Annotated in this window: 23 protein-coding genes and 1 tRNA gene; 9 read left to right on the top strand and 15 right to left on the bottom strand. The window is 72.6% G+C overall.

The window, feature by feature from the left end:
- Window positions 1-227: 227 nt before the first annotated feature.
- The 6 genes from thrB to JNO44_RS28630 form a co-directional block, all read right to left on the bottom strand.
- The gene (gene thrB, locus JNO44_RS28655) at window positions 228-1145 is read right to left on the bottom strand and encodes a homoserine kinase (RefSeq protein ID WP_039632779.1); all 918 of its coding nucleotides are present in this window, start codon (window positions 1143-1145) and stop codon (window positions 228-230) included.
- A gap of 356 nt (window positions 1146-1501) precedes the next feature.
- Window positions 1502-2587, bottom strand: a complete 1086-nt coding sequence (gene thrC / locus JNO44_RS28650) for a threonine synthase (RefSeq protein WP_067346930.1) — start codon at window positions 2585-2587, stop codon at window positions 1502-1504.
- 8 nt (window positions 2588-2595) lie between these two features.
- Window positions 2596-3921 carry a homoserine dehydrogenase gene (locus JNO44_RS28645; RefSeq protein WP_205370702.1) on the bottom strand — a complete coding sequence of 442 codons (1326 nt, stop codon included), beginning with the start codon at window positions 3919-3921 and terminating at the stop codon, window positions 2596-2598.
- Window positions 3922-4081: 160 nt separating this feature from the next.
- Window positions 4082-5473, bottom strand: a complete 1392-nt coding sequence (lysA, locus tag JNO44_RS28640; RefSeq protein ID WP_073443478.1) for a diaminopimelate decarboxylase — start codon at window positions 5471-5473, stop codon at window positions 4082-4084.
- 115 nt (window positions 5474-5588) lie between these two features.
- The gene (gene nrtL / locus JNO44_RS28635; RefSeq protein ID WP_205366662.1) at window positions 5589-6611 is read right to left on the bottom strand and encodes an ArgS-related anticodon-binding protein NrtL; all 1023 of its coding nucleotides are present in this window, start codon (window positions 6609-6611) and stop codon (window positions 5589-5591) included.
- Window positions 6612-6711: 100 nt separating this feature from the next.
- Complete coding sequence (locus JNO44_RS28630; RefSeq protein WP_240167695.1) at window positions 6712-7284, bottom strand: response regulator; 573 nt, start codon at window positions 7282-7284, stop codon at window positions 6712-6714.
- Window positions 7285-7520: 236 nt separating this feature from the next.
- Between JNO44_RS28630 and JNO44_RS28625 the strand changes: the two genes are divergently transcribed.
- A tRNA-Arg gene (locus JNO44_RS28625) sits at window positions 7521-7592 on the top strand.
- Window positions 7593-7999: 407 nt separating this feature from the next.
- Here JNO44_RS28625 and JNO44_RS28620 read toward each other — a convergent pair.
- Entirely contained in the window at window positions 8000-9298 is a 1299-nt protein-coding gene (locus JNO44_RS28620) for a cytochrome P450 (protein ID WP_205366661.1), read from the bottom strand.
- Between the two features lie 399 nt (window positions 9299-9697).
- Between JNO44_RS28620 and JNO44_RS28615 the strand changes: the two genes are divergently transcribed.
- From JNO44_RS28615 to JNO44_RS28600, 4 genes are all read left to right on the top strand, one after another.
- The gene (locus JNO44_RS28615; RefSeq protein WP_205366660.1) at window positions 9698-11131 is read left to right on the top strand and encodes an FtsW/RodA/SpoVE family cell cycle protein; all 1434 of its coding nucleotides are present in this window, start codon (window positions 9698-9700) and stop codon (window positions 11129-11131) included.
- Entirely contained in the window at window positions 11128-12582 is a 1455-nt protein-coding gene (locus JNO44_RS28610; RefSeq protein WP_205366659.1) for a penicillin-binding transpeptidase domain-containing protein, read from the top strand. The genes JNO44_RS28615 and JNO44_RS28610 overlap by 4 nt, the downstream gene beginning before the upstream one ends.
- Before the next feature lie 74 nt (window positions 12583-12656).
- The gene (locus JNO44_RS28605) at window positions 12657-13139 is read left to right on the top strand and encodes an HD domain-containing protein (protein WP_205366658.1); all 483 of its coding nucleotides are present in this window, start codon (window positions 12657-12659) and stop codon (window positions 13137-13139) included.
- Between the two features lie 233 nt (window positions 13140-13372).
- Window positions 13373-14233 (top strand): ABC transporter ATP-binding protein, encoded by an 861-nt coding sequence (locus JNO44_RS28600; RefSeq protein WP_240167694.1) that lies wholly within the window; start codon window positions 13373-13375, stop codon window positions 14231-14233.
- A 78-nt stretch (window positions 14234-14311) separates the two neighbouring features.
- Here JNO44_RS28600 and JNO44_RS28595 read toward each other — a convergent pair whose 3' ends face one another.
- Window positions 14312-14764, bottom strand: a complete 453-nt coding sequence (locus JNO44_RS28595; protein WP_205370689.1) for a MarR family winged helix-turn-helix transcriptional regulator — start codon at window positions 14762-14764, stop codon at window positions 14312-14314.
- Between the two features lie 342 nt (window positions 14765-15106).
- Here JNO44_RS28595 and JNO44_RS28590 point away from each other — a divergent pair, with 342 nt between their 5' ends.
- On the top strand, window positions 15107-15943 hold the full coding sequence (locus JNO44_RS28590; RefSeq protein ID WP_240167693.1) for an alpha/beta fold hydrolase: 837 nt from the start codon (window positions 15107-15109) through the stop codon (window positions 15941-15943).
- Between the two features lie 105 nt (window positions 15944-16048).
- Here the strand turns inward: JNO44_RS28590 and JNO44_RS28585 are convergent, their stop codons facing one another.
- Together JNO44_RS28585 and JNO44_RS28580 are read right to left on the bottom strand one after the other, a co-directional pair.
- Window positions 16049-16957, bottom strand: coding sequence for an ADP-ribosylglycohydrolase family protein (locus JNO44_RS28585; RefSeq protein WP_205366657.1), 909 nt, complete (start codon window positions 16955-16957; stop codon window positions 16049-16051).
- 56 nt (window positions 16958-17013) lie between these two features.
- Window positions 17014-18123, bottom strand: a complete 1110-nt coding sequence (locus JNO44_RS28580) for a ferritin-like domain-containing protein (RefSeq protein ID WP_205366656.1) — start codon at window positions 18121-18123, stop codon at window positions 17014-17016.
- Between the two features lie 207 nt (window positions 18124-18330).
- Between JNO44_RS28580 and JNO44_RS28575 the strand changes: the two genes are divergently transcribed.
- From JNO44_RS28575 to JNO44_RS28565, 3 genes are all read left to right on the top strand, one after another.
- The gene (locus tag JNO44_RS28575; protein WP_420882759.1) at window positions 18331-19257 is read left to right on the top strand and encodes an AurF N-oxygenase family protein; all 927 of its coding nucleotides are present in this window, start codon (window positions 18331-18333) and stop codon (window positions 19255-19257) included.
- A 73-nt stretch (window positions 19258-19330) separates the two neighbouring features.
- On the top strand, window positions 19331-20125 hold the full coding sequence (locus tag JNO44_RS28570; RefSeq protein ID WP_205366654.1) for a TetR/AcrR family transcriptional regulator: 795 nt from the start codon (window positions 19331-19333) through the stop codon (window positions 20123-20125).
- A gap of 10 nt (window positions 20126-20135) precedes the next feature.
- Entirely contained in the window at window positions 20136-20399 is a 264-nt protein-coding gene (locus tag JNO44_RS28565; RefSeq protein WP_039632803.1) for a hypothetical protein, read from the top strand.
- Window positions 20400-20498: 99 nt separating this feature from the next.
- Here the strand turns inward: JNO44_RS28565 and JNO44_RS28560 are convergent, their stop codons facing one another.
- From JNO44_RS28560 to JNO44_RS28540, 5 genes are all read right to left on the bottom strand, one after another.
- Complete coding sequence (locus JNO44_RS28560; RefSeq protein WP_205366653.1) at window positions 20499-21752, bottom strand: styrene monooxygenase/indole monooxygenase family protein; 1254 nt, start codon at window positions 21750-21752, stop codon at window positions 20499-20501.
- Window positions 21753-21805: 53 nt separating this feature from the next.
- Window positions 21806-22366: a GTP-binding protein gene (locus JNO44_RS28555; RefSeq protein ID WP_240167692.1), complete on the bottom strand. Its 561-nt coding sequence runs from the start codon at window positions 22364-22366 to the stop codon at window positions 21806-21808.
- 61 nt (window positions 22367-22427) lie between these two features.
- Window positions 22428-22877: a DUF742 domain-containing protein gene (locus JNO44_RS28550; RefSeq protein ID WP_235094384.1), complete on the bottom strand. Its 450-nt coding sequence runs from the start codon at window positions 22875-22877 to the stop codon at window positions 22428-22430.
- A 57-nt stretch (window positions 22878-22934) separates the two neighbouring features.
- Entirely contained in the window at window positions 22935-23429 is a 495-nt protein-coding gene (locus JNO44_RS28545; protein WP_205366651.1) for a roadblock/LC7 domain-containing protein, read from the bottom strand.
- A complete protein-coding gene (locus tag JNO44_RS28540) occupies window positions 23426-26419 on the bottom strand; it encodes a nitrate- and nitrite sensing domain-containing protein (protein WP_205366650.1) in 2994 nt (997 codons plus the stop codon). The genes JNO44_RS28545 and JNO44_RS28540 overlap by 4 nt, the downstream gene beginning before the upstream one ends.
- Between the last annotated feature and the right edge of the window lie 439 nt (window positions 26420-26858).

Raw genomic sequence — 26858 nt, 5'->3', positions numbered from 1 at the left:
AGATCTGGGGTGTGTCTTTTGTCGTCACGCCGATTCCGGAGCGTGCTCACTTCTGCTCAGGCAATTGCTCCAAGCAGTTTGGGAGGCTCCCGGAAGAAAGTGGTCCCAATGGGGGACACGAAGCACCGCGCCACACTGGCGTCGAGTACTGACTTGAGGTTAACACTACCGGATCCAACAAACATTCCCCCTCTCCAAGACCGGCAATCGACGATCGCTCGGTGCGATCACCCGGCGAGCGGCAGCACACACGTACCAGCCGCGTCGAGGGTCAGCCGGTTGGCCGCCCACCCCTCTCCCGCCAGCGCCGCGACCTTGTCGGCCGCCGCTTCTTCCACCAGTGCGAGCACCGTCGGGCCCGCACCGGAGATGACTGCGGGGACGCCGTCCGCGCGCAGTCGGTTCACCAGGGCCATGCTCTCCGGCATCGCCGGGGTGCGGTAGTCCTGGTGAAGTCGGTCCTCGGTCGCGGCGAGCAGCAGCTCGGGGCGCCTGGTCAGGGCCTCGACGAGCAGTGCGGCGCGACCGGCGTTGGCCGCGGCGTCCACGTGCGGGACGGTGCGCGGCAGCAGTCCGCGAGCGGTCTCGGTCAGCACCGGTTTGCCGGGCACGAAGACCACCGGAACGATGGAATCGGCGGGATCCATCCGGATCGCCCGGGCGGTGCCGGTGTCCATCCAGGCAAGGGTGAAACCACCGAGCAGACAGGCGGCGACGTTGTCGGGATGGCCCTCGATCTCGTTGGCGAGTTCCAGCAGCGCGGTGTCGTCGAGCTTCTGCTCGCCGCCTATGGTCACGGCGCGGGCGGCGACGATCCCGGCGCAGATGGCGGCCGATGAGGAGCCCAGGCCGCGGCCGTGCGGAATGCGGTTGGCGCAGACGATTTCCAGGCCGCGCGGCTGCCCGCCGAGCAGGTCGAAGGCGGTGCGCATGGCCCGTACGAGCAGATGGTTCTCGTCGCGCGGCAGCGTGTCGGCTCCCTCGCCGGCGATGTCGACGTGCAGGCCGGAGTCGGCGACACGCACCACGACGTCGTCGTACAGACCCAGGGAAAGTCCCAGGGCATCGAAGCCGGGGCCGAGATTGGCGCTGGTAGCGGGGGTGCGCACCCGGACGGCGGCGGCGCGGAACGCGGGACCGGCCATCGCTCGATGACTCTCCTTGGTTGATGCTGCGGTACTGACCCGGAGCGCAGCACCGGCGGCACCGAGGTGCCCGGTCGGCTCGTGGGGTCTGTTCTGACCTGCCCTGCACACCACTGCGTTATGCCGTGGGGAGGGGAGTTGGGTGCCAGCCTATCGAAGGAAGGTTCTGTCGCGACATAGGGCGCACAGGAGGCGCACGATGCGTGTCGCACGCCATCGTATGCCCCGACGCCGCATTTGCAGTGTTTGCAGCGTTTGCCGGGGCTTGGTGCACAGGGCGCCACGAGGGGCGACGGGCGGCCGGCCGACCCGTCGCCCCCGCGACATATCCGCAGGCCCGGGGGCGTCCGGGCCGGTCAGGCGAGGCCGAGCCGCTCGGCGGCGGCGTCGGCGTCGATCGGGACCGTGACCGGCTGCGGCGCACCGGCCACCGCCCAGTCGGGGTCCTTGAGGCCGTTACCGGTGACCGTGCAGACGATCCGCTGGCCGGGGTCGACCTTGCCCTCCTCGGCGGCCTTGAGCAGACCGGCGACCGAGGCGGCCGAGGCGGGCTCCACGAAGACGCCCTCCTTGGCGGCCAACAGGCGGTACGCCGCCAGGATTTGACGGTCCGTCACCTCGTCGATGAGGCCGCCGGACTCGTCCCGGGCGCGCTCGGCGAACTCCCACGAGGCGGGGTTGCCGATCCGGATCGCGGTGGCGATGGTGTGCGGGTCCTTGACCACCTCGCCGCGCACGATCGGGGCGCTGCCGGACGCCTGGAAGCCCCACATCCGCGGGGTGCGGGCGGCGATGCCGTCGGCCGCGTACTCCCGGTAGCCCCTCCAGTAGGCGGTGATGTTGCCGGCGTTGCCGACGGGCAGCACATGGATGTCCGGGGCGTCACCGAGCATGTCGACGATTTCGAAGGCCGCGGTCTTCTGGCCCTCGATGCGCACCGGGTTCACGGAGTTCACAAGTGCGACCGGGTACTTCTCGGAGAGACCCCGGGCCAGGGTCAGACAGTCGTCGAAATTTCCATCGACCTGGAGGATCTTGGCGCCGTGCACCAGCGCCTGGCCCATCTTGCCGAGCGCGATCTTGCCCTGCGGGACCAGGACCGCGCAGACCATTCCGGCGCGGACCGCGTAGGCGGCGGCCGAGGCGGAGGTGTTGCCGGTGGAGGCGCAGATGACGGCCTTGGCACCCTCCTCCTTGGCGCGGGTGATGGCCATCGTCATCCCGCGGTCCTTGAACGAGCCCGTGGGGTTGGCACCCTCGACCTTGAGGTGCACCTCGCACCCGGTGCGCTCCGACAGCACCTGGGCGGGCACCAGCGGCGTACCGCCTTCCCGGAGGGTGACGACCTCGGTCGTGTCGCTGACCGGCAGCCGGTCGCGGTACTCCTCGATGATTCCGCGCCACTGGCCGTTCGCGGTGGTCACGGTGGAATTGGCAGACATGGGTTCCTTTACTCCCCTTCGACCCGCATGATGCTGACGACACCGCGGACGGTGTCCAGCTCGCGCAGTGCCCCGACCGTCGACGACAGCGCCGCGTCGGTCGCTCGGTGGGTGACGACGACGAGGTCCGCCTCGCCCCCACTCTCAACTACGTTCGAGTGGGAGGTACCCCCACCCTTCCCCTGCTGACGGACCGTATCGATCGATACGCCGTGTTCGGCGAAGATCGTCGCGACCTGCGCCAGGACGCCCGGTTTGTCGGCCACGTCGAGGCTGATGTGGTAGCGGGTGACGACCTCGCCCATGGGGCTGACGGGCAGCGCGGTGTACGCGGACTCCCCCGGCCCGGTGGCTCCGGCGAGCTTGTTGCGGCAGACCGCGACGAGGTCGCCGAGGACCGCCGAGGCGGTCGGGGAACCGCCCGCGCCCGGCCCGTAGAACATCAGCTGGCCGGCCGCCTCGGCCTCCACGAAGACCGCGTTGTACGCCTCGCGCACGGAGGCCAGCGGATGGGTCAGCGGGATCATCGCCGGGTGCACCCGCGCGGTCACCGACGCGCCGTCCGCGGCCCGCTCGCAGATGGCCAGCAGCTTGACCGTGCAGCCCATCCGCTTGGCGGAGGCGATGTCGGCGGCGGTGACCTCGGTCAGGCCCTCGCGGTGCACGTCGTCCATGGTGACGCGGGTGTGGAAGGCGATCCCGGCGAGGATCGCGGCCTTGGCGGCGGCGTCGAAACCCTCGACGTCGGCGGTCGGGTCGGCCTCGGCGTACCCCAGTGCGGTGGCCTCGTCCAGCGCCTCGCTGTAGCCGGCGCCGGTGGTGTCCATCTTGTCGAGGATGAAGTTGGTGGTGCCGTTGACGATGCCGAGGACGCGGTTGACCTTGTCGCCGGCGAGCGACTCGCGCAGCGGGCGCACCAGCGGGATCGCACCGGCGACCGCCGCCTCGTAGTACAGGTCGGCGTTGTGCTTCTCGGCCGCCGCGTGCAGTGCGGCACCGTCGGCCGCCACCAGCGCCTTGTTGGCCGACACCACGCTCGCGCCGTGCTCGAAGGCGGTGGTGATCAGGCCCCGGGCGGGCTCGATCCCACCGATCACCTCGATGACGACGTCGATGTCGCCGCGTTTGACGAGCGCGGTCGCATCGGTGGTGATCAGCTCGGCCGGGATCCCGGCCCGCACCTTCTCCGGGCGGCGGACGGCGATCCCGGCGAGCTCCACGGGCGCACCGATGCGGGCCGTGAGGTCGTCGGCGTGCGTCGTCATGATGCGCGCCACCTCTGAGCCGACAACACCACAGCCCAGCAGCGCCACCTTCAGCGGACGCGTACGCATCATTCGACCTCGTCTTTTCTTCGATCCAGCGGTTTCATGCTCGGTCACGCACCAGTTTCCCGGTCATGCACCAGTCTCACGCACCGGACGGCGGTTTCCGCCGTTCGTCCGGATGCCGAGACATTTATTTCATCCGGGGCCCGGTCCCGGCGATCCGGCCCTACCCGACATCCAACCGCAGGAGATCTTCCTCCGTCTCCCTGCGGACGATCACCCGGGCCGCACCGTCCTTGACCGCCACCACCGGCGGCCGCAGCGCGTGGTTGTAGTTGCTCGCCATGGACCGGCAGTACGCGCCGGTGGCCGGCACCGCGAGCAGGTCCCCCGGCGCCACGTCGGAGGGCAGGAAGGCGTCCCGGACGACGATGTCGCCGCTCTCGCAGTGCTTGCCGACGACCCGCGAGAGCATCGGCTCCGCGTGCGACGTGCGGGAGGCCAGCGCCACGCTGTACTCCGCGTCGTACAGCGCGGTGCGGATGTTGTCCGACATCCCGCCGTCCACGGAGACGTACGTCCGCAGCCCGTCCAGCTCCTTGACCGTGCCGACCTCGTAGAGCGTGAAGGCGGTCGGTCCGACGATCGCCCGGCCCGGCTCGACCGAGATCCGCGGCGCCCGCAGCCCGGCCGCCTCGCACTCCCGGCCCACGATCTCGCGCAGCGCCTTGGCGATCTCGTGCGGTGCGCGCGGGTCGTCGTCGGAGGTGTACGCGATGCCCAGGCCGCCGCCGAGGTCGATCTCCGGCAGCTCCACGCCGTGCTCGTCCCGCACCTCGGCGAGCAGTTGCACCACCCGGCGGGCGGAGACCTCGAACCCGGCCATGTCGAAGATCTGCGACCCGATGTGGCTGTGGATCCCGATGAGTTCGAGCCCGTCCAGCTTCAGCGCGCGCCGCACCGCCTCGGCGGCCTGCCCGCCGGCCAGCGCGATCCCGAACTTCTGGTCCTCGTGCGCCGTCGCGATGAACTCGTGGGTGTGCGCCTCGACACCGACCGTCACGCGGATCTGCACCCGCTGCCGCTTGCCGAGCCGCTCGGCGATGTGCGCGACCCGCACGATCTCCTGGAACGAGTCGAGCACGATCCGCCCCACCCCGGCCTCGACGGCCCGGGTGATCTCCTCGGTGCTCTTGTTGTTGCCGTGCAGCGCGATCCGCTCGGCGGGCATGCCGGCGTCCAGCGCCGTGGCCAGCTCGCCCCCCGAACAGACGTCGAGGTTGAGGCCCTCCTCGGCCAGCCACCGCACGATGGCCCGGGACAGGAACGCCTTGCCCGCGTAGAAGACGTCGGCGTCCGGTCCGAACGCGTCCTTCCAGGCCCGGCAGCGCGCCCGGAAGTCCTCCTCGTCCAGGAAGTACGCCGGCGTGCCGAACTCCTCGGCGAGCGCGGTCACGGACAGCCCGCCGACCGTCACCGCGCCGTCGGCGTCGCGCCGGACGGTGCGGGACCAGACCTGCGGGTCAAGGGAGTTGAGGTCGGCGGGCGGCCCGGCGTAGTGCCCCTCGGGCAGTACGTCGCCATGCCGGGGCCCTGCGGGATGCGCGGAACGGCTCATAACGGAAACGGTCCCCTCAAGATCGTTCAGTGGTGCTGATCGGGGCAGTCCTCGGCGCGCTCCGCGGATGTTCGGTCGCGTACATCAGACATTTCCAGACTCAGGCGTATGCGGATCAGACGTGTTCAGGAGCAGAGATGCCGAGCAGGCGCAGGCCGTTCCCCAGCACCGTCCCCGTGGCTTCGGCAAGGGCCACCCGGGCGCGGTGCACGGCCAAGGGTTTCTGCTCGCCGACGGGCAGCGGCCAGAACTCCTCCTGCCAGCGCAGATAGGCGTCCGCGGTGGCCTCCAGATGGCGTACCACCCGATCCGGCGCACACCGCCGCGCCGCGGTCGCGATGGTCGTCGGATAGGTGGCGAGAGCGGCTTCCAGCGCCTGGAGCGTCCGCGCGTCGCCGCGGTCCGCGGGCCGGTCGCCCACGACGTCCCCCGGCTCTGCGGCGAACCCCAGCTCGGCGGCGTTCCGCACCGCCGCGCGGCTGCGCGCATGGGCGTACTGCACCCGGAACCGGGGGTTGTCCTCGTGCTGCACCGGCCGCTCCAGTACCCGTACCGGGTCCGCCGCGGCGGGCTTGAGCAGCGTCCATCGGGCCTCGTCGACGCCCAGCCGCGCCACGAGCCCGGCCAGCTCCGCGGCACCGGTGCCGGTCGACGGCTCCGCGCGGCCCTCGGCCCGTCCGAGCCGGACCAGTACGTCCGCCACGACGGCCTCCCGGGCCCGGGCCCACTCCCCCGTATGGCGCGTCGGCCCCTCGACGGTCCGCCCCGGTCCCGCTGCGGCCGCACCGGACTCCGCGGGCTCGCCGTAGCGCGCCCCTCGGGCCAGCACCTCCCCCACCAGTCCGGCGGACGCACCGTCCCCCAGATGGAAGTTCAGGAATCCCGGTCCGGCGATCTCGACCCGGGCGATCCCGGCGCGGCCGGCCAGTCGCCTCCGCAGGATCTCGGCCACCTCACGGGCCGGCAGCCCCGCCTGCCCGGCGAGCTGCAACGCCACGTTGGAGGCGTAGTCCCCACACCCGGGCCGCGGCGGCGGCTGCACCACGATCCGCGCCGGCACGGGCACGCAGAGCTCCCGCTCCGCGACGGCACTGCGCACGGAGCACAGGACGGTACGGGAGAGCTCGGCCGGGGTCACACGACAAGCGTATGGGAGAAAGGGGGCGGCCATGCGAACGGGTTTCGCCCTGTGGACACCGAACACCGGTCCACGGCCACATACCTGCTCTTACCTGCCCTTACGGACTGCTCTGCGCCGAACCACCGCTCTCCACCCCGCCCCCGGGAGCGGCGTCGCCCGGCACCGCACCGCCCGCCCCCGTCGCGTCGTCCCGCGGCCGTCCGCCCTCGCCACCGGCGGCCCCGCGCTCCGCGGCCCCGGCGCCCTCGGGGGCTCCCCCGCGCCCCTCGCAGTCATGGCGCTCCCGCTGCTGCCGCCCCTCGCGCACCAGCATCCCCACCGTGCGCACCAGCTCCATCGGCTCGAACGGCTTGGCCAGAAAGGCGTCGATGCCCACCGACTCCCCGTTGTCCACCTCGCACTGGGTGCAGGCGCTCACGATGGCGATCGGAATGTCCCAGGTGCGCGGATCGGAACGCAGTCGCGCAGCGGTGTGCAGCCCGCCCAGCCTCGGCATCATCACGTCGAGGGTCACCACATCGGGTCTCACCCGGTGCACGACGTCCAGACATTCGGCACCGTCAGCCGCGGTCACGACCTCGAAGCCCTCCAGCTCAAGGTTGACCCTGATCAACTGCCGGATCACCTTGTTGTCATCGACCACAAGGATCCGACCGGACAAGCCAGGCACACGATGAGACTAGGTGCGCGCCTGCGGCTGCGTCCCGGTTTTGCCCACTTCCGCCCCCGTGCGAGGGACCTTTGGACGAGCGCCGTCGACCCACCCGTTGCATGCGGTAAGGGCGCCCTTCCTTGGCCCCCGGAGCACCGTCGCACCCGGCTCCGCCGCAGGCCACCAAAACGTTCATGACCACCCCTTCGGAGCTGGTAGTGTTCTACTCGTCGCCGCAACGAGCGGCCGACAAAGCCCCCGTAGCTCAGGGGATAGAGCAACGGCCTCCGGAGCCGTGTGCGCAGGTTCGAATCCTGCCGGGGGCACTCTGCTGGTCTGTGTGACGCAGAGCAGAGTGCCACTAAAGCCCGCTTCCTTCTTGGGAGCGGGCTTTTTCATTGGGCGGTGCGTTGCGCGGCGCATGGGGTGGGGCGCGAGGCGGGCGGCGAACTCGTCCTGTACGTCCGGCTTCTGGTGGCGGTGGCGGGCGCCCGGGGCGGCCCGGTGGGCCGGGTGCGGGTCCGGCCGTCGACGAGGGCGGTGATCGGGTGTCCGTGATCCCCGGCGCGCGAGCGGCGTCGTGGTACGCCGGATCCCCCGCTCAACGGGCGTGCCCCGGCCCGTGTGCGACGTGCGGGCTCGTCGAACGTCGCCTCGTGTGCCGTGCGCCCCGGTCGGGCGGAAGGGGCGGGCCGGCCGGCGCTGTCGCCGGCCGGGCAGGCCCGGGGGGGGCTCAGGCGTCCAGGCGCACCGGGAGGGAATCCAGGCCGTAGACGATGGAGAGCTTGCGGAATTCGAGTTCCTCCGGGGGGACGGCGAGGCGCATGGCGGGGAAGCGGCGGACCAGGGCGGGGTAGGCGGCGCGGAGTTCCATGCGGGCGAGTTCGGCGCCCACGCAGCGGTGGATGCCGTAGCCGAAGGCGAGGTGCGAGGGGACCTTGGCGCGGTGGGGGTCGAACTGCTCCATGTCGGGGCCGAGTTTGCCGTCGCGGTCGGCGCCGCTGAGGGAGCACAGGACGACGTCGCCGGCGGAGATCCGGACGCCGGCGATCTCCATGTCCTCGCGGGCGAAGCGGGGGAAGGCGACCTGGACGACGGTGAGGTAGCGCAGTAGCTCTTCGACGTAGCGGTCGACGGCCTCGTCGCCGTCCTTGAGGGCGGCGAAGTGCTCCGGGTCCTGGAGGAGGACCAGGGCGCCGAGCGCGAGCATGCTGGCGGTGGTCTCGAAGCCGCCGGTGAGGACGCCGTCGGCGAGGCCGGCCAGTTCCTCGTCGGTGACCGAGTCGCCGTGTTCCCGCACGATCATGCCGAGCAGGCCGTCACCCGGGTTGGCGCGCTGCTTCTTGACGACCTCGCGGAAGTAGGTGAGCGATTCGGATATGGCGCCGAAGGAGGCGTTGGCGCCGCTGAAGAGGTCGAAGCGGGCGGCACTGAGGCGCTCGAAGTCGTCCCGGTCCTCGTAGGGGACGCCGAGGAGCTCGCAGATGACGAGGGAGGGGATGGGCAGGGCGAAGGCGGCGACGAGGTCCACCGGGTCGCCGTTGCTGCCGGCCTTCTCCATGGCCGCCAGGCGCTCCTCGACGATGTCGTGGATGCGGGGCGTGAGCCTGTTCAGGCGGCGCATGGTGAATTCGGGGGTGAGGAGCCGGCGGAGGCGGGTGTGCACGGGCGGGTCGGAGAAGCCCAGGCCGCCGGGGTTCTGCTCGGCGCCGGCGCCGGCCTTGCCGATGAGGTTGGTGAAGTCGGAGCTGAAGGCGTCGGCCTTGCCGAGCACCGCCTTGGCCTCGTCGTAGCCGGTGACCAGCCAGACGTTGGCGGCTATGGGCACCGGGAGCTTGCTGATGGGCTCCCGTTCGCGGACGGCGGCCAGGTCGGGGACCGGGTCGAGACCGTCCCGCCGCAGGGGCATCAGGACGGATTCCGGCAAGAAGGACATGCGGGAAAGGTCGAAGCCCTTCTTCCGCGTTCTCGCCAGGTAGAGGCGGCCGGCCCAGGCGAAGATCCGGGAACGGAGGGTCGTCATGGCGGTCATACTGCCTTTCGTCGCGGGGGACGGTCACCCGCGCTCGGCCGCCCCCGTGGGCCGAAACGGCGCGGGACCTTTACTCGGCGTGCTTGGTGTCGTACGCCACAGCCCCTCGCGTGCGGCGCCATGGCGCGTGTCCATGGCGTCGACCGGTGCGATCGGTGCGATCGGTCGTCCGTATCAGCGTGACGAGCTCGGCCTTCTGCTTTTTCGTTCTGACCGAGTTTACAAACTGCCATTGGCCTCGTTCACGGAACAGTCCGTACCCACCCCCGTGAGGACCCCGATTCTTCCCCTAGGGGACTCGGTCGGCCCGGCGCGGGGTCCCCCGAGGGAGCGGGAGCAAGGGCGGCAACCATGGGCGATATGGGCGAAATGCAGCGATTTGCTTGCTACGTTGCGGGGATGGATGTGGCGGACCGGCCGGATGCGGCCGAGGCGCGGGCGCAGGCGGCGGGCAACGGGCGGGCGGCGGGCGCGCCTCCGGCGCCGCCACGGCCCAAGAGGCGGGGGGTCGAACTGGCCCTCCTCGTGGGTGCCGTGCTCATCAGCTTCTGCGGCTATCTGGCGGTGGGGCTGGCCCGGACGCACGCGGTGCCGGCCGGGGCGCTCCGGTACGCGGCGGGGCTGGGCGGGCTGGCGCTGCTGGCGCACCTGGTGGTGCGGTTCGGGGCGCCGTACGCCGATCCGCTGCTGCTGCCGACCGGGGTGCTGCTCAACGGGCTCGGGCTGGTGCTGATTTTCCGGCTCGACCTGGAGACGCCGGCCGATCATGCGGCGCCCGCGCAGCTGGTGTGGTCCACGGTGGGCGTGGCGCTGTTCATCGCGGTGGTGGCGGCGCTGCGGGACCACCGGGTGTTGCAGCGGTACGCCTACGGGTGCGCGGGGCTGGCGCTGGCCCTGATGGTGGCGCCGATCCTGTTCCCGGCCGTCAACGGGGCGCGGATCTGGATCCGGGCGGCCGGATTCTCGCTCCAGCCGGGCGAGTTCGCCAAGGTGCTGATCACGGTGTTCTTCGCGGCGTACCTGGCGGCCAACCGGGAGGCGCTGGCGGACACCGGGAAGGCGGTGTGGCGGCTGCGGCTGCCGGCGGCGCAGGTACTCGGACCGGTCGTCGCCATCTGGCTGGTGAGCGTCGGGGTGCTGGTCCTCGAACGGGACCTGGGGACCTCGCTGCTGTTCTTCGGGGTGTTCGTGGTCCTGCTGTACGTGGCCACCGGGCGGACCGGGTGGATCGCGGTGGGGGTGCTGCTGGCGGCGGCCGGGGCGGCGGCGGTGGGCACGCTGGAGCCGCATGTGCACGGCCGGGTGCAGGACTGGCTGCATCCGTTCGCCGGGATCGCGGCGGGGCGGGGGCCGGGGCAGTTGGCGCAGTCGCTGTTCGCGTTCGCCGCGGGCGGGACGTTCGGGACCGGGCTGGGGCTGGGGCACTCGTCGCTGATCGGGTTCGCGCGCAAGTCGGACTTCATCCTGGCAACGCTGGGCGAGGAGCTGGGACTGGCCGGGCTGAGCGCGCTGTTCCTGCTCTACGCGCTGCTGGCGGCGTGCGGCTACCGGGCGGCGCTGGGGCTGCGCGACCCGTTCGGCAGTCTGCTGGCCGTCGGGCTGGCGGTGTTGCCCGCCCTCCAGGTGTTCGTGATCGCGGGCGGGGTGATGGGGCTGATCCCGCTGACCGGGATGGCGATGCCGTTCCTGGCGCAGGGCGGCTCGTCGGTGGTGACCAACTGGATCATCGTCGCGCTGCTGGTGCGGATCACCGACCGGGCGCGGGGGCCGCGGCCCGACGCGCCCGCCCGGCAGGCCCGAGCCGCCCCGGACGCCCTCGGGGCGGTCCGGTGATCCGCGGCATCCGGCACACCGCCGCGTTCTCCTTCCTGCTGCTGACGGCGCTGCTGGTCAACGCCGTGCGGGTGCAGGTCTTCGAGGCGGAGGGCTACACCGGCAACCCGGCCAACCGGCGGACCGCGATCGCCCGGTACGCCCAGCCGCGGGGCGCGGTCGTGGTCGGCGGCCACCCGGTCACCGGCTCCCGGGACAGCGGCGGGCGGCTGCGCTACGAGCGCACCTACACCGACGGACCGCTGTACGCGCCGCTCACCGGCTTCGCCTCGCAGCAGTACGGCACCTCGCTGCTGGAGAGCTCCGAGGACGGCATCCTGGCCGGGACCGACGACCGGCTGGTCGTGTTCCCCTGGTGGGACGGGCTGATCCACCGCCGGCCGCCGGGCGGCCGGGTCGAGACCACCGTCAACCCGGCGATGCAGCGCGCCGCGTACCACGGGCTGGCCGGCCGGAAGGGCGCGGTGGTGGCGGTCGAGCCGCGCACCGGGCGGGTGTTGGCGCTGGTCAGCTCGCCGTCGTACGACCCCGGGGAGCTGTCCGGGAACGGCCGGTCGGTGACCGGTGCCTGGCGGCGGCTGAACGAGGCGGCGGACCGGCCGATGCTCAACCGGGCGCTGCGGCAGACCTATCCGCCCGGTTCGGTCTTCAAGGTCGTCACCGCGGCGGCGGCGCTGGACAGCGGCCTGGTCAAGGACCTCGACGCGCCGCTGGACGTGCCCGACCCCTACACCCTGCCGGACACCCGCACCCAGCTGGGCAACCCGACGGAGGGCTGCGAGCACGTGAGCCTGCGGGAAGCCTTCCGGCTCTCCTGCAACACCGTCTTCGCGCGGCTGGGCGTCGGCGTCGGGGAGCGCGGGATGGCCGAGGCGGCGCAGCGGTTCGGCTTCAACGACCGGGGGCTGCGGATCCCCTCCCCCGTCGCGCCGAGCACCTTCGACACCAGGATGCACCCGGCGCAGCTGGCGCTGTCCGCGATCGGGCAGTACGACACCGCCGCCACCCCGCTGCAGATGGCGATGGTCGCGGCGGCGGTGGCCAACGACGGCCAGCTGACGCCGCCGTACCTCGTCGAGCGGGTGACCGACGCCCACGGGGTGATGGTCGCCACCGGGGCGCGGCGGCCCACCCGGCAGGTGATGAATCCGGCCACCGCCGAGCAGCTCCAGGAAATGATGGCCGAGGTCGTCGAGCACGGGAGCGGGCGGACCGCGGCGATCGACGGGTTCGTCGTGGGCGGCAAGACGGGGACGGCCCAGCACGGAGTGCGCAACGAGGGCACGCCGTACGCCTGGTTCATCGCGTGGGTGCGGGACCGGCAGAGCCATGAGCCGCTGTCGGCGGTGGCGGTGGTCGTGGAGGACGCGGAGGCCGAGCGTGAGGACATCAGCGGGGGCGGCAGCGCCGGGCCGATCGCGCGGGCGGTGATGGCGGCGGGGTTGCGGTGAGGGCGGGGCGGGCCGGGGGTGGGGTTGAGGGTGTGAGGTGCGTGGGGTGGTGGGTGTCCGGTCACAATGGCGCCATGGCTTCTGACGCGGATCCCTGCCCGGCTCCGGCGGCGCCCTCGCGGCTCCCGCTCGCCGAGGTGGAGGCGCTGGCCCGGCGCGCGCACGAGGGGCAGACCGACAAGGCGGGCCGCCCGTATGCCGAGCACCTGGCGGCGGTCGCGGCGGGGGTGCGGGCGCGCGGCGGCAACGAGGCGCAGATCGCCGCGGCCTGGCTGCACGACGCGGTCGAGGACGGCGCGGTGAGCGCCGACTGGCTGGCCGGGGCGCCGCTGGACGAGGCGACCAAGGCGATGGTCCTGGCGGTCACCAAACGGCCCGGGGAGACGGTCGAGGAGTACACCGCCCGGATTCTGGCGACACCGGGCGCGCTGCTGGTCAAGGAGGCGGATCTGGCGCACAACGCCGATCCGGTGCGGCTGGCGGTCCTGGACGCGCCCACCCGGGAGCGGCTGACCGCCAAGTACGAGCGGGTGCGGGCCCTGTTGGGACTGGGGTGAGTCGACGGCGCCTGCGGTGTGTCCGGGGATGGGGCTCCAGGCTGCGGTTCTCGGGCTCCGGTTTTCGGGCTCCGGTTTTCGGGCTCCGGGCTTCGGGTTTGCGGGTGGGTTGGGGGCGGTGGTGGTCGGGGGCAATGCCCGGTGGTCGGTGGCCGGTGGCCGGAATCTTCTCGTGCGGTTCCACGCATCGGACGGCCGCACGGAAAGGTGTCTTACGCAGCTAATCTGCCGCGATGACTCCCTCGCAGCCTTCGGAACCGCCGTCCCCGACCGCCCGACCCGCGGACCTGCAACGCCCTGAAGCGGGACGGGTGATCGCCGCGCTGACGGGCGTCGGCGTCCGCCGCTACACCACCGACCAGATCATCCTCGACGACATCCACTGGACCGTGCGGGCGGGCGAGCACTGGGCACTGCTCGGTGCGAACGGCGCGGGCAAGACCACCGTCCTGCGGCTGATCGGCGCGCTGATGTTCCCCACCGTCGGCACCGTGGAGGTGCTCGGCCACCGGCTCGGCCGGGTGGACGTGCGGGAGCTGCGCGCCGCCATCGGCCTGGTGTCCGGTGCGCAGAAGGTGCCGCAGGACGCCACCGCGCACACGGTGGTCCTGACCGGCGCGACCGGCACCGTGCAGCCGCTGTGGCGGAAGTACGACCAGGCCACCCGGGAACGGGCCGACGAGTTGCTGGCCGAGCTGGACTGCAAGGAGCTGGCGGACCGGCCGTACGGCGTCTGCTCGGGCGGCCAGCGGGCCCGGATCCTGATCGCCCGGGCGCTGATGGCCGATCCGTCGCTGCTGCTGCTCGACGAGCCGTTCAACGCGCTGGACCTGCCCTCCCGGGAGGACCTGATCGACGCGCTGCACCGGCTGGCCTTGGGGCGGCCGGAGCTGGCGACGGTGACGGTGACCCACCATCTGGAGGAGCTGTCCCCGGCCATCGGGCAGGCCGTGTTGCTGCGCGACGGGCGGGTGCAGGCGCTCGGCCCGGTGGCGGAGGTGCTGACGGGCGAGCGGATGACGGCGTGTTTCGGCCGGCCGATCGAGGTGTCCCGGCACGAGGGGCGGTGGCTGGCCCGGTCCGGTCGGCGGTAGTGCGCGCTGTGTGACGTCGTCTGCGTGACGTCTTCTGCGTGACGTTGTCGTTCCGCGTGCTGTTGACTCTGCGCGCCGTTACGTCTTCTCGGCGCCTTCAGGTTCCTGCGTACCGGCCGTCGCGTCCCGCACGCCGGTCAGGAAGCGGCGGATGGCGGCCCGTTCGCCGGGGTCGAAGGTGTCGAGCAGGGCGAGGGTGCGCGCGATCAGCGGGCCGAAGAACGACTGGCCCAGAGCGACCGCGCGCGGGTCCACGACCAGCAGGACGCGGCGTCGGTCGCGGGTGTCGCGGACCCGGCGGAGGTGTCCCAGCCGTTCCAGGCGGTCGACCAGTGCCGTGGTGCCGGCGGAGTTCAGGCCGAGCCGGGCGCCGAGCCGCCCGGCGGTCAGTTCCTCGCCGGCCCGGGCCGCGTCCAGCAGGGCGATCAGGGCCCGGAGGTCGGTGGGGTGCAGGCCGTTGCGGGTGGCGAACTCACCACCCGCCAGGTCGAGTTGGAGCGTCACCTCGCGCAGCAGATGGACCAGGTCCATGCCCTCCGGTTCCCGCTCCCGCGCCACCACCACGGATCCCCACCTCTCCTGTGTCCGGCCCGTATATCCCGAACCAGCAACCTAACCCGGCCGGGGCGCGTATGATCCCACATTATCTCGCTGAGCGAGATACTTGGCAGGCGAGGTACCTGGCGGCCCGCCCGTCTACTGTCGTCCTCACCACGGAGGCGCACCGTGAACGCGAAACGCACGTCGTCGTCTGCGATGGCCGCTTCACCCGATTCACCTGATTCGCCCGCTTCACCTCGTTCGCCTGCGCTGGCCGGGGGCTCCGCTGCGGCGTCGGCGTCCTCGGAGTTCCGGGCCGCGTACGGGCAGGCCATGGCGCTCTGGCCGGTGGCGGTCGAACGGCTTGATCTGGAGACGGAGTTCGGCAGCACGCGGGTCAATGCCTGCGGGCCGTCCGGTGGGCCGCCGCTGGTGTTGCTGAGCGGCGGTGGGACCACCTCCGCCGTCTGGTACGCACGGGTCGCGAGCCTCGCGCGGACGCACCGGGTGTACGCGGTGGACCTGATGGGCGGGCCCGGGTTGAGCGTGCCCGGCGGTCGGCCGCTGCGCCGGCCGGCCGATCTGATGGCGTGGCTGGACGGGGTGGTGGACGCGCTCGGGGCCGAACGGGTCTCGCTGCTGGGGCACTCGTACGGGGGGTGGATCGCGCTGAGTTACGCGGTGCACGCCGCGATGGGGATCCCCCCTTGCTCCTCCAGAGCTCGGGGGAGGGTGGAACGGTTGGCCCTGCTCGACCCCACGCAGTGCTTCGCGGGCTTCCGGGCGTCGTATCTGGTGCGGGCGGTACCGCTGTTGGTGCGGCCCGGTGAGGTCACGGCCGGGCGGTTCCTGGCGTGGGAGACCCGCGGTGGACCGGCGGTGGCACCGGAGTTGGTGCGGCTGACGGGGGTGGGCGGCCGGGAGTTCCGGGGGCGGCCGGTCACCGGGCCGCGGCCGGACGTGGCGCGGTTGGGGACCGCCGCGCCGCCCGCGCTGGTGCTGCTGGCCGGGCGCAGCAGGGCGCATGACGTGCGGCGGGTCGCGGCGGCGGCCGGGCGGTCGCTGCCGGGGGCGCGGGTCGTGACGGTGCCGGGGGTCGGGCACCATGCGTTGCCGGAGCTGCGGTCGGCGGAGTTGGACGGGTGGGTGGCCGGATTTCTGACGGGCTGAGGGCGGGGCGGGGACTGGGCGTGGGCGGGGCGCGGCCCGCCGTGTGGGCCCGGCGTCGTGTGTGGTGGCGGGGCGGAGGGGGTGGGCCGCCCCGTGCGGCGTGGATCACACAGTGGTGGTCCACTCCGGCAGGGCCTCGCGTTTGCTCGTCCACTGCTCGCCCAGGGCCGTGGTACCCGAGCGGGCGGCCACTACGCCGCCGGTGATGGCACAGGTGGTGTCCACGTCGCCGAGGCCGGCCGCGGTGGTCCACAGGGCGGTCGGCAGGTCGTCGGGATGGCGGGCGGCGCACCAGAGGGCGAACGGGACGGTGTCGTCGGCCCTGATGCGGCGGCCGCTGCCGAGGGTGGCGGCGGCCTCCTCGGGGGGTGTGCCGGGCGGGAGTTCGGCGGCGTGCAGCAGGCCCTGGCGGACCGGGCCGTCGGGGGTGCGGGCAGCGATCTCGGTGAGGGCGAGCGGGGCGCCACGGGCGGCGAGGGCGGCGGCGACGGCCACCGCCACCGCACCGGCGACGCCCTGGGGGTGGGCGTGGGTGACCTCCGCAGACCTGGCGGCCTGGTCGGCGGCGCGGTCGAGGTCGTGGTGGAACCAGGCGCCGAGCGGGGCCACCCTCATGGCGGCACCGTTGCCCAGGCTGCCCTCGCCGCCGAAGAGGGCGTGCGCCAACTCCCGCCATTCCGCCGGCGCGGCGGCGGCCCGGGGCAGCAGGGCGTGCATGCCGGAGCCGTAGCCGCGGCCGGGATCGGCGCGGTAGGTGGCGGCGAACCGCGCCACCAGCGCCGGCTGTCGCACCTCGCCGTGCTCGGCCAGGACGGCGAGCAGGTCCAGCGCCATGGCGGTGTCGTCGGTCCAGTGCCAGCGCGGCTCGGGCGGCAGTTGGCGGTGGGCGATCAGCCGTCGGGCCTCCGCCTCGGGGCGGAAGAGCGCGAAGAAGCGTTCGCCGAAGGCATCGCCGTGCGCCAGGCCCTCGATGCTGCCGCGCACCGCGGCGCGCCGTCGGTCGTCGGTGTCCATGGGCGGATCCTGTCATCCGAGCCCCGGTCCGTACGGCCGGTGGGGCGCGCGCGGAGTCAGTCGTCGGCGGCGCCCCGCGCGATGGCGTCGGCGACCTCGGCGGTGCGGGCCGCCTCCTCGGCGGCGAACCGCTCGGCGTCCAGGTGCTCGGCGAGCTCCTCGTCCTGGGCCATCAGCAGATCCAGGTTGGCGTCGCCCAGTTCGAGGACGCCGAGGTCCACGTAGGCGCGCTGGAGGCGTTCGCCCCACAGGCCGATGTCCTTGACGCAGGGGACGATCCGGCTGAACAGCAGCTTCCGGAAGAGTTGGAGGAACTCCGAGCGCTCGGTGAACTCGGCGGCCTCCTCGACCGGGATGCCGTAGTTCTCCAGGACTTCCGTGCCGCGCAGCCGGTCGCGCATCAGGTAGCAGCCCTCGATGACGAACTCCTCGCGCTCGCGGAGTTCGGCGTCGGTGAGCTGCCTGTAGTAGTCGCGCAGCGCCATCCGGCCGAAGGCGACGTGGCGGGCCTCGTCCTGCATGACGTAGGCGAGTATCTGCTTGGGCAGCGGCTTGGTGGTGGTGTCGCGGATCATGCCGAACGCGGCCAGCGCCAGGCCCTCGATGAGCACCTGCATGCCGAGGTAGGGCATGTCCCAGCGGGAGTCGGCGAGGGTGTCGTCGAGCAGCGCCTTGAGGTTGTCGTTGACCGGGTAGAGCATCCCGATCTTGTCCTTGAGGAAGCGGCCGTAGATCTCCGCGTGCCGGGCCTCGTCCATGGTCTGGGTGGCCGAGTAGAACTTGGCGTCGAGGTCGGGGACGGATTCCACGATCCGCGCGGCGCACACCATCGCGCCCTGCTCGCCGTGCAGGAACTGGCTGAACTGCCAGGCGGAGTAGTGCTGCCGGAGGTCGCCGCGGTCCTTCTCCGTCATCCGGTCCCAGTACTTCGTCCCGTACAGCGCCAGGGACTCGTCGGGGGTGCCGAGCGGGTCCCTGGGGTCCACCTCCAGGTCCCAGTCGATCCGCGTGGTGGCGTCCCACTGCTTGTCCTTGCCCTTTTGGTAGAGGGCCAGCAGACGGTCCCGCCCGTCGTCGTACTCCCAGGTGAAGCGGGCCGCGCCGGAGGCCGGCACGGTCCACAGGGAGTCCCCGGGGTCCTGGACGTAGAGCTCTCGGATCGACACGGCGCCTCGCCTCCTCCGCCCGCCGAACGCCTCGTCGCGAACGGGCCGTTGGCAGATTCACACGCTTCTTACCGGCGGGTCAATAAGTCGTACGTGAGGGATTGACGCGCTTGCTGACAGGCAGTCTCATAAGAGGCAGCCGCATGTGACCGCGGGTAACTCCGACTGTGAGGTGTAGCCAGAGCCATGACGAGCGCGCCCACCGCAATGACCGAGGCGGATATCGACGTCCTGCGAGACGCCCTCGGGTTGCTCAAGGACCGGGAGCAGATCGCCGAGCGGCTGCTCGCCTCCTCCGCCAAGCACTCCTTCGACCCCGACACCGAACTCGACTGGGACGCGCCCTTCGAGGAGGGCAAGTGGTTCTGGCCGCCGGAGCTGGTCTCGCTGTACGACACCCCGATGTGGCGGCGGATGAGCGAGGAGCAGCGGATCCTGCTCTCCCAGCACGAGGCGGCGGCGCTGGCCTCGCTCGGCATCTGGTTCGAGATCATCCTCATGCAGCTGCTCGTCCGGCACATCTACGACAAGCCGGCGACCAGCGCACACGTCCGGTACGCACTCACCGAGATCGAGGACGAGTGCCGGCACTCGAAGATGTTCGCGCGGCTGATCTCCCGCGGGGACACGCCCTGGTACCCGGTCGCCCGGGTGCACCAGAACCTCGGCCGCCTCTTCAAGACGATCTCCACCACCCCCGGTTCGTTCACCGCGACCCTGCTCGGCGAGGAGGTCCTGGACTGGATGCAGCGGCTGACCTTCCCCGACGAGCGGGTGCAGCCGCTGATCCGGGGCGTCACCCGGATCCACGTGGTGGAGGAGGCCCGACACGTGCGGTACGCGCGCGAGGAGCTGCGGCGGCAGATGGTGACCGCGCCGAAGTGGTCGCAGGAGTTCACCCGGGTCACCTCCGGCGAATTCGCCCGGGTCTTCGCCATCGCCTTCATCAACCCCGAGGTCTATACCAACGTCGGTCTGGACAAGCGGGCGGCCATAGCGCAGGTGAAGGCCAGCCCCCACCGGCGCGAGGTCATGCAGAACGGCGCCAAGCGGCTGACCGACTTCCTCGACGACATCGGGGTGTTGCGCGGCGTGGGCCGCCGCCTGTGGCGGTCCTCGGGCCTGCTGGCCTGAACGCCCCGTCCGCGGGCACCTCCACCCCGAGCACCTGTACGAGGGGCAAACCCCGGCGGTTACGCTGCTGTTCATGAACGGCAGCGGCACCGCCCCAGCAGTACCCAGACCCGCCTACCGCAGGCTGAGCGTGGAGCAGCGCCGCAGCCAGTTGCTGGCCGCGGCACTGGGCCTGTTCGCGCAGCGCGCGCCGGAGGACGTCTCGTTGGACGACGTCGCGACCGCCGCCGAGGTCTCGCGGCCGCTCGTCTACCGCTACTTCCCCGGCGGCAAGCAGCAGTTGTACGAGGCGGCGCTGCGCAGCGCCGCCGACGAGCTGGAGCAGTGCTTCGCGGAGCCGGAGAGCGGCCCGCTCACCCAGCGGCTGGGCCACGCCCTGGACCGCTACCTGACCTTCGTCGACCAGCACGACGCCGGGTTCAGCGCGCTGCTCCAGGGCGGCAGCGTGGTGGAGACGTCCCGGACGACCGCGATCGTGGACGAGGTCCGGCGCGCCGCCGCCGAGCAGATCCTGCGCCACCTGGGCGAGCCGGAGCCGAGCCCGCGGCTGCGGACCACCGTCCGGATGTGGATCAGCGCGGTCGAGGCCGCCTCGCTGATCTGGCTCGACGAGGACAAGCGGCACCCCGATGCAAGCACCGGCTCCACTGGAGCGGCTGGCGCCGCGCTGCCCGCTGCGCTGCGCGCCGAGCTGCGGGACTGGCTGGTGGACCACTTCGTCGCGCTGCTGACCGCCACCGCGGCCCGGGACCCGCAGACCGCCCGGGTGGTGCGGGCGGCGCTGAAGGGCGAGGCGCCCGACGGCCCGGCCGGCGAGCTGGCGCGCCGGATCCTACCCGTGGTGAGCGAGGCCGCCCACCTGCTGTGAGACTGGGTCGGTGCGTAGCGAGAACATCCCCTTCGTCGGCGGTCCCCTGGACGGCCGGGTCCTTCCCGTCCTGGTCGGCCCCACCGGACTGCCCCCGAAGACCTACGAGATCCCGGTGCCCCGCGACGACGGCCGGCCGCCGGAGGTGCACCTCTACCGCCGGGTCCCCGGGCCGGCCGGCCGGCTGGGGCTGCCGCGCGGCTGGCGGTACGCCTACGACCCCGAGGGCCGCTCCGCCGACGGACCCAAGTGGCCCTGGCGGAAGCGGCGTTGACGGAAGCGGCATTGACGGAAGTGACGCCGGCGGCGGGGACGCCGGCGGCGGGCCGGTGGACCGCCGCACGGTCCGCCGGCCCGCCGGGCCGTACCGGGATCAGCCGGTGAACGACGCCACGTAGGCGTCGGCCTTCTCCGGCTCGAAGAAGAAGTGCTCGAAGTCGGACGGGTCGTCGAAGCCGTTGGCGAACCGGTCGGCGATCGGCTGGAGCTGGCCGGCGGCGCCGAACAGGTTGAGGACGTGCTCCGGCGGCGGGGCCAGCATCGCGTTGGTCCACTTGGTGACGTGCTGGGCGGTCTGCCAGTAACGGTCGAAGGTGGCCTGCATCCACTCCGCGTCGAACGGCCGCTCGCCCTGCTCGACGATGGACGTCAGGTAGGACGCGGCACACTTGGCGGCCGAGTTGGCGCCCTGGCCGGTGATCGGGTCGTTGGCCACCACCACGTCCGCGACGCCCAGGACCAGGCCGCCGGAGGGCAACCGGCCGATCGGCTTGCGGACGGTGGGGGCGTAGCGGCCGGCCAGCGTGCCGTTGGCGTCGGTCAGTTCGACGTCGGCGCTGCGCTCGAACTCCCACGGCAGGAACGTCTTCATCAGGTCCAGCGTGAGGGCCAGGTGCTCCTGGGGGTCCCGCACGCCCTGGAAGACGTCCACCGGGCCGCCGGGCAGGCCCTCCCAGAAGAGGATGTCGGCGCGGCCGGTGACGGTCAGGGTCGGCATCACGAACAGCTCGCCGACGCCGGGGACGACATTGCACCGCACCGCGTCGAACTCCGGGTGCTCCGGGCGCGGGCCCATGCCGTGGACGTAGGCGACGGCCAGCGCGCGCTGCGGGGCGTCGTAGGGCGAACGGGCGGCGTCCCGGCCGAACATCGACACCAGCTCGCCCTTGCCGGCCGAGACCAGCGTCAGGTCGTAGCGCTGGGCGAAGAAGTCCAGGTCGGAGACGGCCGCGCCGTGGATGACGACCTGGCCGCCGCGCTGGGCGAAGGTCTCCATCCAGCCGGCCATCTTCAGGCGCTGGTCGACGGACTGGGCGTGGCCGTCGAGCTTGCCGACCCAGTCGATGGCGCGCTGGGTGCCGCCGGGCGCGGCGTGGCTGCCGGGCGCGGCGACCGAGACGCCCAGGCCCTCGATGCGCGGGGCCTGGCTCTCCCAGAAGTTGAGCGCCAGGTCGCGCTCGTGCTGGAGGGCGGTGTGGAACATGCACTGCGTCGACATGACCCGGCCGGAGCGGATCTCGTCGGCGGTGCGGTTGGACATCAGGGTGACCTCGTAGCCCTGGGACTGAAGGCCGAGGGCGAGCTGGAGACCGGACTGGCCGGCTCCGACGATGAGTATCTTCCGCATGGCGGGGCTCTTCTCTGTTCCTGCTGTTCGGGGGAAGGCTGGGGGGTGGCGGGCTATTCGGGCGTGACGTCGAGCGCGTGGCCGACCAGCGCGAGCAGCGCCTCGATCACGGTGGACCGGCGCCGCGCGTCCATCACCACGACCGGCACCTGCGGCGGCACGGTCAGCGCGTCCCGGACGTCGTCCACCTCGTACCGCTCGGTCCCCTCGAAGTGGTTGACCGCGACGACGTACGGCAGCCCGCAGCTCTCGAAGTAGTCCAGCGCCGGGAAGCAGTCCTCCAGCCGCCGGGTGTCGGCCATCACGATCGCGCCGATCGCGCCGCGCACCAGGTCGTCCCACATGAACCAGAAGCGCTGCTGGCCGGGCGTGCCGAAGAGGTACAGCACCAGTTCCTGGTCGAGGGTGATCCGGCCGAAGTCCATGGCGACCGTGGTCGTGGTCTTCTCCGGCGTCGCCGACAGGTCGTCGGTCGCCTCGCTGGCCTCGGTCATCACCGCTTCGGTCTGCAGCGGAGTGATCTCCGAGACCGATCCGACGAAGGTGGTCTTGCCGACGCCGAAGCCGCCCGCCACCACGATCTTGGTGGCGACCGGTGCCTGCGTCCGATCCATCTGCCAGCTCTGCAGCCCCGCATCGTCGGCGGCGGCCGGCCCTGTCCCGGCCGTTATCGTGTCAGAGCCTGTGAAGTCCACTCAGCACCCTTTCGAGCAGCGCGCGTTCGGGCCGGCCGGTGCCGTGCCCGGTGCCGTAGACGCGAATCTTTCCCTGGTCGGCGAGATCGCTGAGGAGGACGCGGACGACTCCCAGCGGCATCTTGAGCAGTGCGGAGATCTCCGCGACCGAGCGCATCCGGCGGCACAGCTCGACGATCGCGCGCATCTCCGGCATCACGCGGTCCAGCCAGCCGGGCCCGGACGAGGCGGTGAGCTCCCGCCGCTCCTCGGGGGCGTCCAGCGCGGCCACGAACGTCTCGACGAGCAGCACGTGGCCGAAGCGCGTCCGTCCGCCGGTGAGCGAGTACGGCCGGACCCGCGCGGGTTTGGGGGTCCCCCCTGTGCGAGCGGAGCCGAGAGCTCGGGGGAGGTCCACCCCGCGGACGGGAAGTTTGGGAGTGCTACTCATGCTGAGACCTCGCTTCGCTCGGCACGCACCTCTTGTCGGTTCGCTCGCTTCGCTCGCTCACTGGGCGTTCTCCATCGACTTGCGGAGTTCGGTGCGCAGTTCGGGGGTCAGGACGTGGCCGGCCCGGCCGACGAAGAGCGCCATGTGGTAGGCGATGACGCTCATGTCGCAGTCCGGGGTGGCGTGCACGCCGAGCAGCGAGCCGTCGCTGATCGACATGACGAACAGGCTGCCCTCGTCCATCGCGACCATCGTCTGCTTGACCGCGCCGCCGTCCATCAGCTTCGCGGCGCCGTTGGTGAGGCTGCCGAGGCCGGACACGATGGTGGCGAGGTCGGCGCTGGAGCCGCGTGGGCCGCCGTCGGCGGCGTGCGCCGTGGCCTCCTCCACCCGCTCGGGGTCGGAGGACAGCAGCAGCAGACCGTCGGAGGAGACCACCGCGACCGAGTGGATGCCGGGCACCTCGTCGACCAGATTGCTCAGCAGCCAGTGCAGGTTACGTGCCTGGGGGCTCGGTCCTTTTCCCTGAGCCGTGGGCGCTTGCGCCTTCAATCGCGTGCCTCCTCGCCGGTATGGCTTTGTCCCGGGGCCCCCGCTCCGTCGGTGTCGGTCTGTGGGATGGTCTGCTCCGCGGTGCTGTCCGCGATCTCCGCCGCGACATCGCGTCGGCCTTCCCGCGCACCCTGTTGGAATCCGCCGAGCCGACGGCGCAGTGCCTCGGCGTGGGCGGTCCCGGTCTTGCGGGGTGCGGCGGGCGCCTTCTTCTGCGCCACGTTCTTCGGGACGCGCTTGGGCAGCCCGGTGCTCGTCCGGCGCCGCGGCCCGGGCCCGCCGGGTGCGTCCGCCGGGGGCACTTCCCCCTGGGGCGCCGGGTCAGGGTCCGCGCCCGGTTCCGGTGCCCCGTCGGTCTCCCCGGCCGACGCCGGGCGGCTGTGCTCGTCCGGCCCTATGGCGTACGGGTCGGCGCTGGCGGGCGCCGAGGCGGCGTGCCGTCCCTTCCCGGGCGCCGGCACGTCCGGGGCGCCGTCGGCCGACGGCGTGGTCTCCCCGGGACGGGTGTGTTCACCGGTGGTGCCGGCGGAGGTGCCCGCCGTGGCGTACGGTCCGGGCGACTGCGGGCCGTACGGGCTCGGTTCGGGCGCGGCGGCGGGGCGCTCGGCGTCCGCCGCCGCGGTGGACGGGGTCTCCTCTTCCGCGGGCGGCTCCGCCGGGCCCTGGGACTGGGCCGGTACCGCCGGCCGCGCGGCCGGTGCCTCCGCCGGCGGCTGGGCGCCGAGCCCCGCCGCGTCGATGGCGCGTTCGGCCGCGGCGACGAACGGGTCGTCGGCGAGCCCGCGCCGGCCGGCCGGCGGCGGCTGCGGGGCGGGCTCCGGCGCCTCCTGGGCGACCGGGGCGTCCGCGGCCGTTGCGTCCGCGACCGGGGCGGGCTCCGCCGGGACGGGTTCCTCGACCGCCGGCGGTGCCGTCGGCTCGGACCGGCCCATCCGCGTCTGGAGGGTGTTGGAGTTGGCCTCCGCGATCGAGCCCGGGAGGGTCGGCGCGGACGACCCACCGACGCCCGCAGCGGGGGCGGACGGCGCCGGCCCCGGGCGGTTGGGCAGGATCGAGCCGGGGAGCACGACGACGGCGGTGACCCCGCCCTGCTTCCGGTCGCGCAGCTGGACCCGCACGCCGTGCCGGGCGGCCAGCCGCACCACCACGTACAGGCCCAGGCCCAGCGCCTCGTCCACGCTCTCGGAGGTCGAGGCGGCCTCCACGTCCGAGAGCCGCTCGTTGACCTCGGTCAGCCGGTCCGCGGTCATCCCGATGCCCTCGTCCTCGACCGAGACCATCAGCTCGCCGCTCTCCAGCAGCCAGCCGGACAGCTCGACATGGGCGTCCGGCGGGGAGAACGCGGTGGCGTTCTCCAGGAGTTCGGCGACCAGGTGGCTGATGTCGTCGGCGGCGAACCCGGCGACCTGGGCGCGCGGCGGCAGCGAGGTGATGCGCACCCGCTCGTACCGCTCGATCTCGCTGACCGCGGCGCGCAGCATGTCCAGCAGCGGCACCGGCCCGGAGTGGCTGCTGCCGTGCTGTTCGGCGCCGGCCAGCACGAGCAGGTTCTCGCTGTTGCGGCGCATCCGCGCGGCGAAGTGGTCCAGCTTGAAGAGGGTGTCCAGCCGCTCCGGGTCCTGCTCGCTCTCCTCCAGGGACTCGATGACGGCGAGCTGGCGCTCCACCAGTCCGAGGGTGCGCAGCGAAAGGTTGACGAACCGGCCGTGGACGCCGGTGCGCAGCACCGCCAGCCGCTCGTGGAGTTCGGCGACCTCTTCCTTGAGCGCCTCGGCCTGTTCCTGGAGGACCTCCCGCTCGGCGACCAGCCGCTGTCGGCCGCCGACCAGCCGCTTGCGCTCGCCCTCCAGCTCGGCGCCGCGCCGGGCGGCCTCGGCGACCTGGGCGTGCAGCGCGTTGACGGACCGGACGGCGGCGGCGTACTCGTCGTTGCGGCCCTTGTAGCCGATGGGGTCCTCGTGGCCGGGGTCGGCCGCCAGCCGCTTGGCACCGATCCGCAGCGCGGCCAGCGGCTGGGTCATCGTGCGGGCGGCCCAGATGCCGGTGCCGACGGCCACCAGGAGGCAGAGCCCCTCCAGGCCGACGGCGATCTCCAGGGCCGTCACGTCGTCGTCGCGCAGCTGGCCCAGGCGCTGGATCTCGGCGGTGGCGATGGCCGATTCGACGCCCCGCATCAGGCCGACCCGGGCGGTCAGGGCGGCCTGCACCCGGCGCCGGCTGAGCGCCATGTCCGTGGCGTCCAGGAACGGCTGGTCGGTCAGCTTGGTCAGGTAGCGCTCGGCGGTGTCGACGTCGGTGCCGTTGACGGTGCGCTGGAAGCGGTCCCTGGCGTCCTGGCTCGCGGCCTGGTTGAAGTCGCCGAGGGCGCCCTGCTCGCGGATGTGGGCCACCTGCGCGGCGGCGGTCAGCCGGGGCTGGGCGCCGCCCGCCTTGAGCCCGGCGAGCAGCAGCGCGCGGGTGCCGGCGGCCTGGTCGGCGGCCCGGCCGAGGGCGGGCAGCGCCAGGGTGTCGGCGGCGCCGCCGGCAGCCCGGGCGGGCAGGCCGCGGGCGATGTCGTCGCTGATCGTGCCGAGTGCCGCGACGGCCGCGCTGTATTCGTCGTAGACCTGCTCGGCGGTGGCGGGCCCGGCGAGCGCCTTCTGGCGGGTCTCGGGGAGCTGCTTGAGGAGCTTGTCGGCGGCGGCGAACGCGGCGGTGTCCCCGGCCACGCCCTGGGCCTGGCCGCGCAGTTCGTCGATCTGCCGGTCCACCTGGGCGCGCTGGGAGTCGGTGGCGGCCTGGTTGACGTTGCGGCCGGTCCGGCCGGCGGCGACGTACGCGGTCATCGCGTCGCGCTCGTCGGCGAGGGTGTGCGCGAGGGTGACGGCGTGCGCGTTCAGCCCGGCCAGGTCGACGAGGTGCTGACTGCCACCGGCGTTGTCGACGGCGGTCAGCACGGCGGGGGCGCCGGCTCCCAGGACGGCCACGGCGACCACGGCCACGGCCCCCATGAGCCGGTTGCGGACCCGCGCGGGACGCCGTCCCGAGCCGGCCGCATCGTCGCCCGCCGTGCCCGCTCCCGTACCGGGTGCCGTGCCCGGTACCGAGACCGATCCGGCCGGTGACCCCGGCTTCCCTGCGCCGCCCCGAAGCCGCTTCTTCCGCACCGCTGCTCGCACTTCCTCATCTCGCCTGCCCACGCCGTGTCGGCGTCGCGGACCCGGCTCGCTCACCGCTCGCGGGGCGGATCTGCGCGAAGACCGCGGCAGCGCACAATTCCGCGAAAGGGGAACAGCCCGGCTCTGCGCGTCGCGACGAACGTCCTGACCACCCCGGTTACTCCGGGAATCGACCATTCCACCGGCGCCGCGCAGTGGCTCGGCAACACATGCCCGGCCACCTGAACGAGTGAACAGCAATCGGAGTTTGGGCATCAACTTCCGTGCGGCA

Source organism: Streptomyces noursei, assembly GCF_016917755.1.
Lineage (GTDB): Bacteria > Actinomycetota > Actinomycetes > Streptomycetales > Streptomycetaceae > Streptomyces > Streptomyces yunnanensis.
This window is presented reverse-complemented; position numbering and strand designations above follow the sequence as displayed.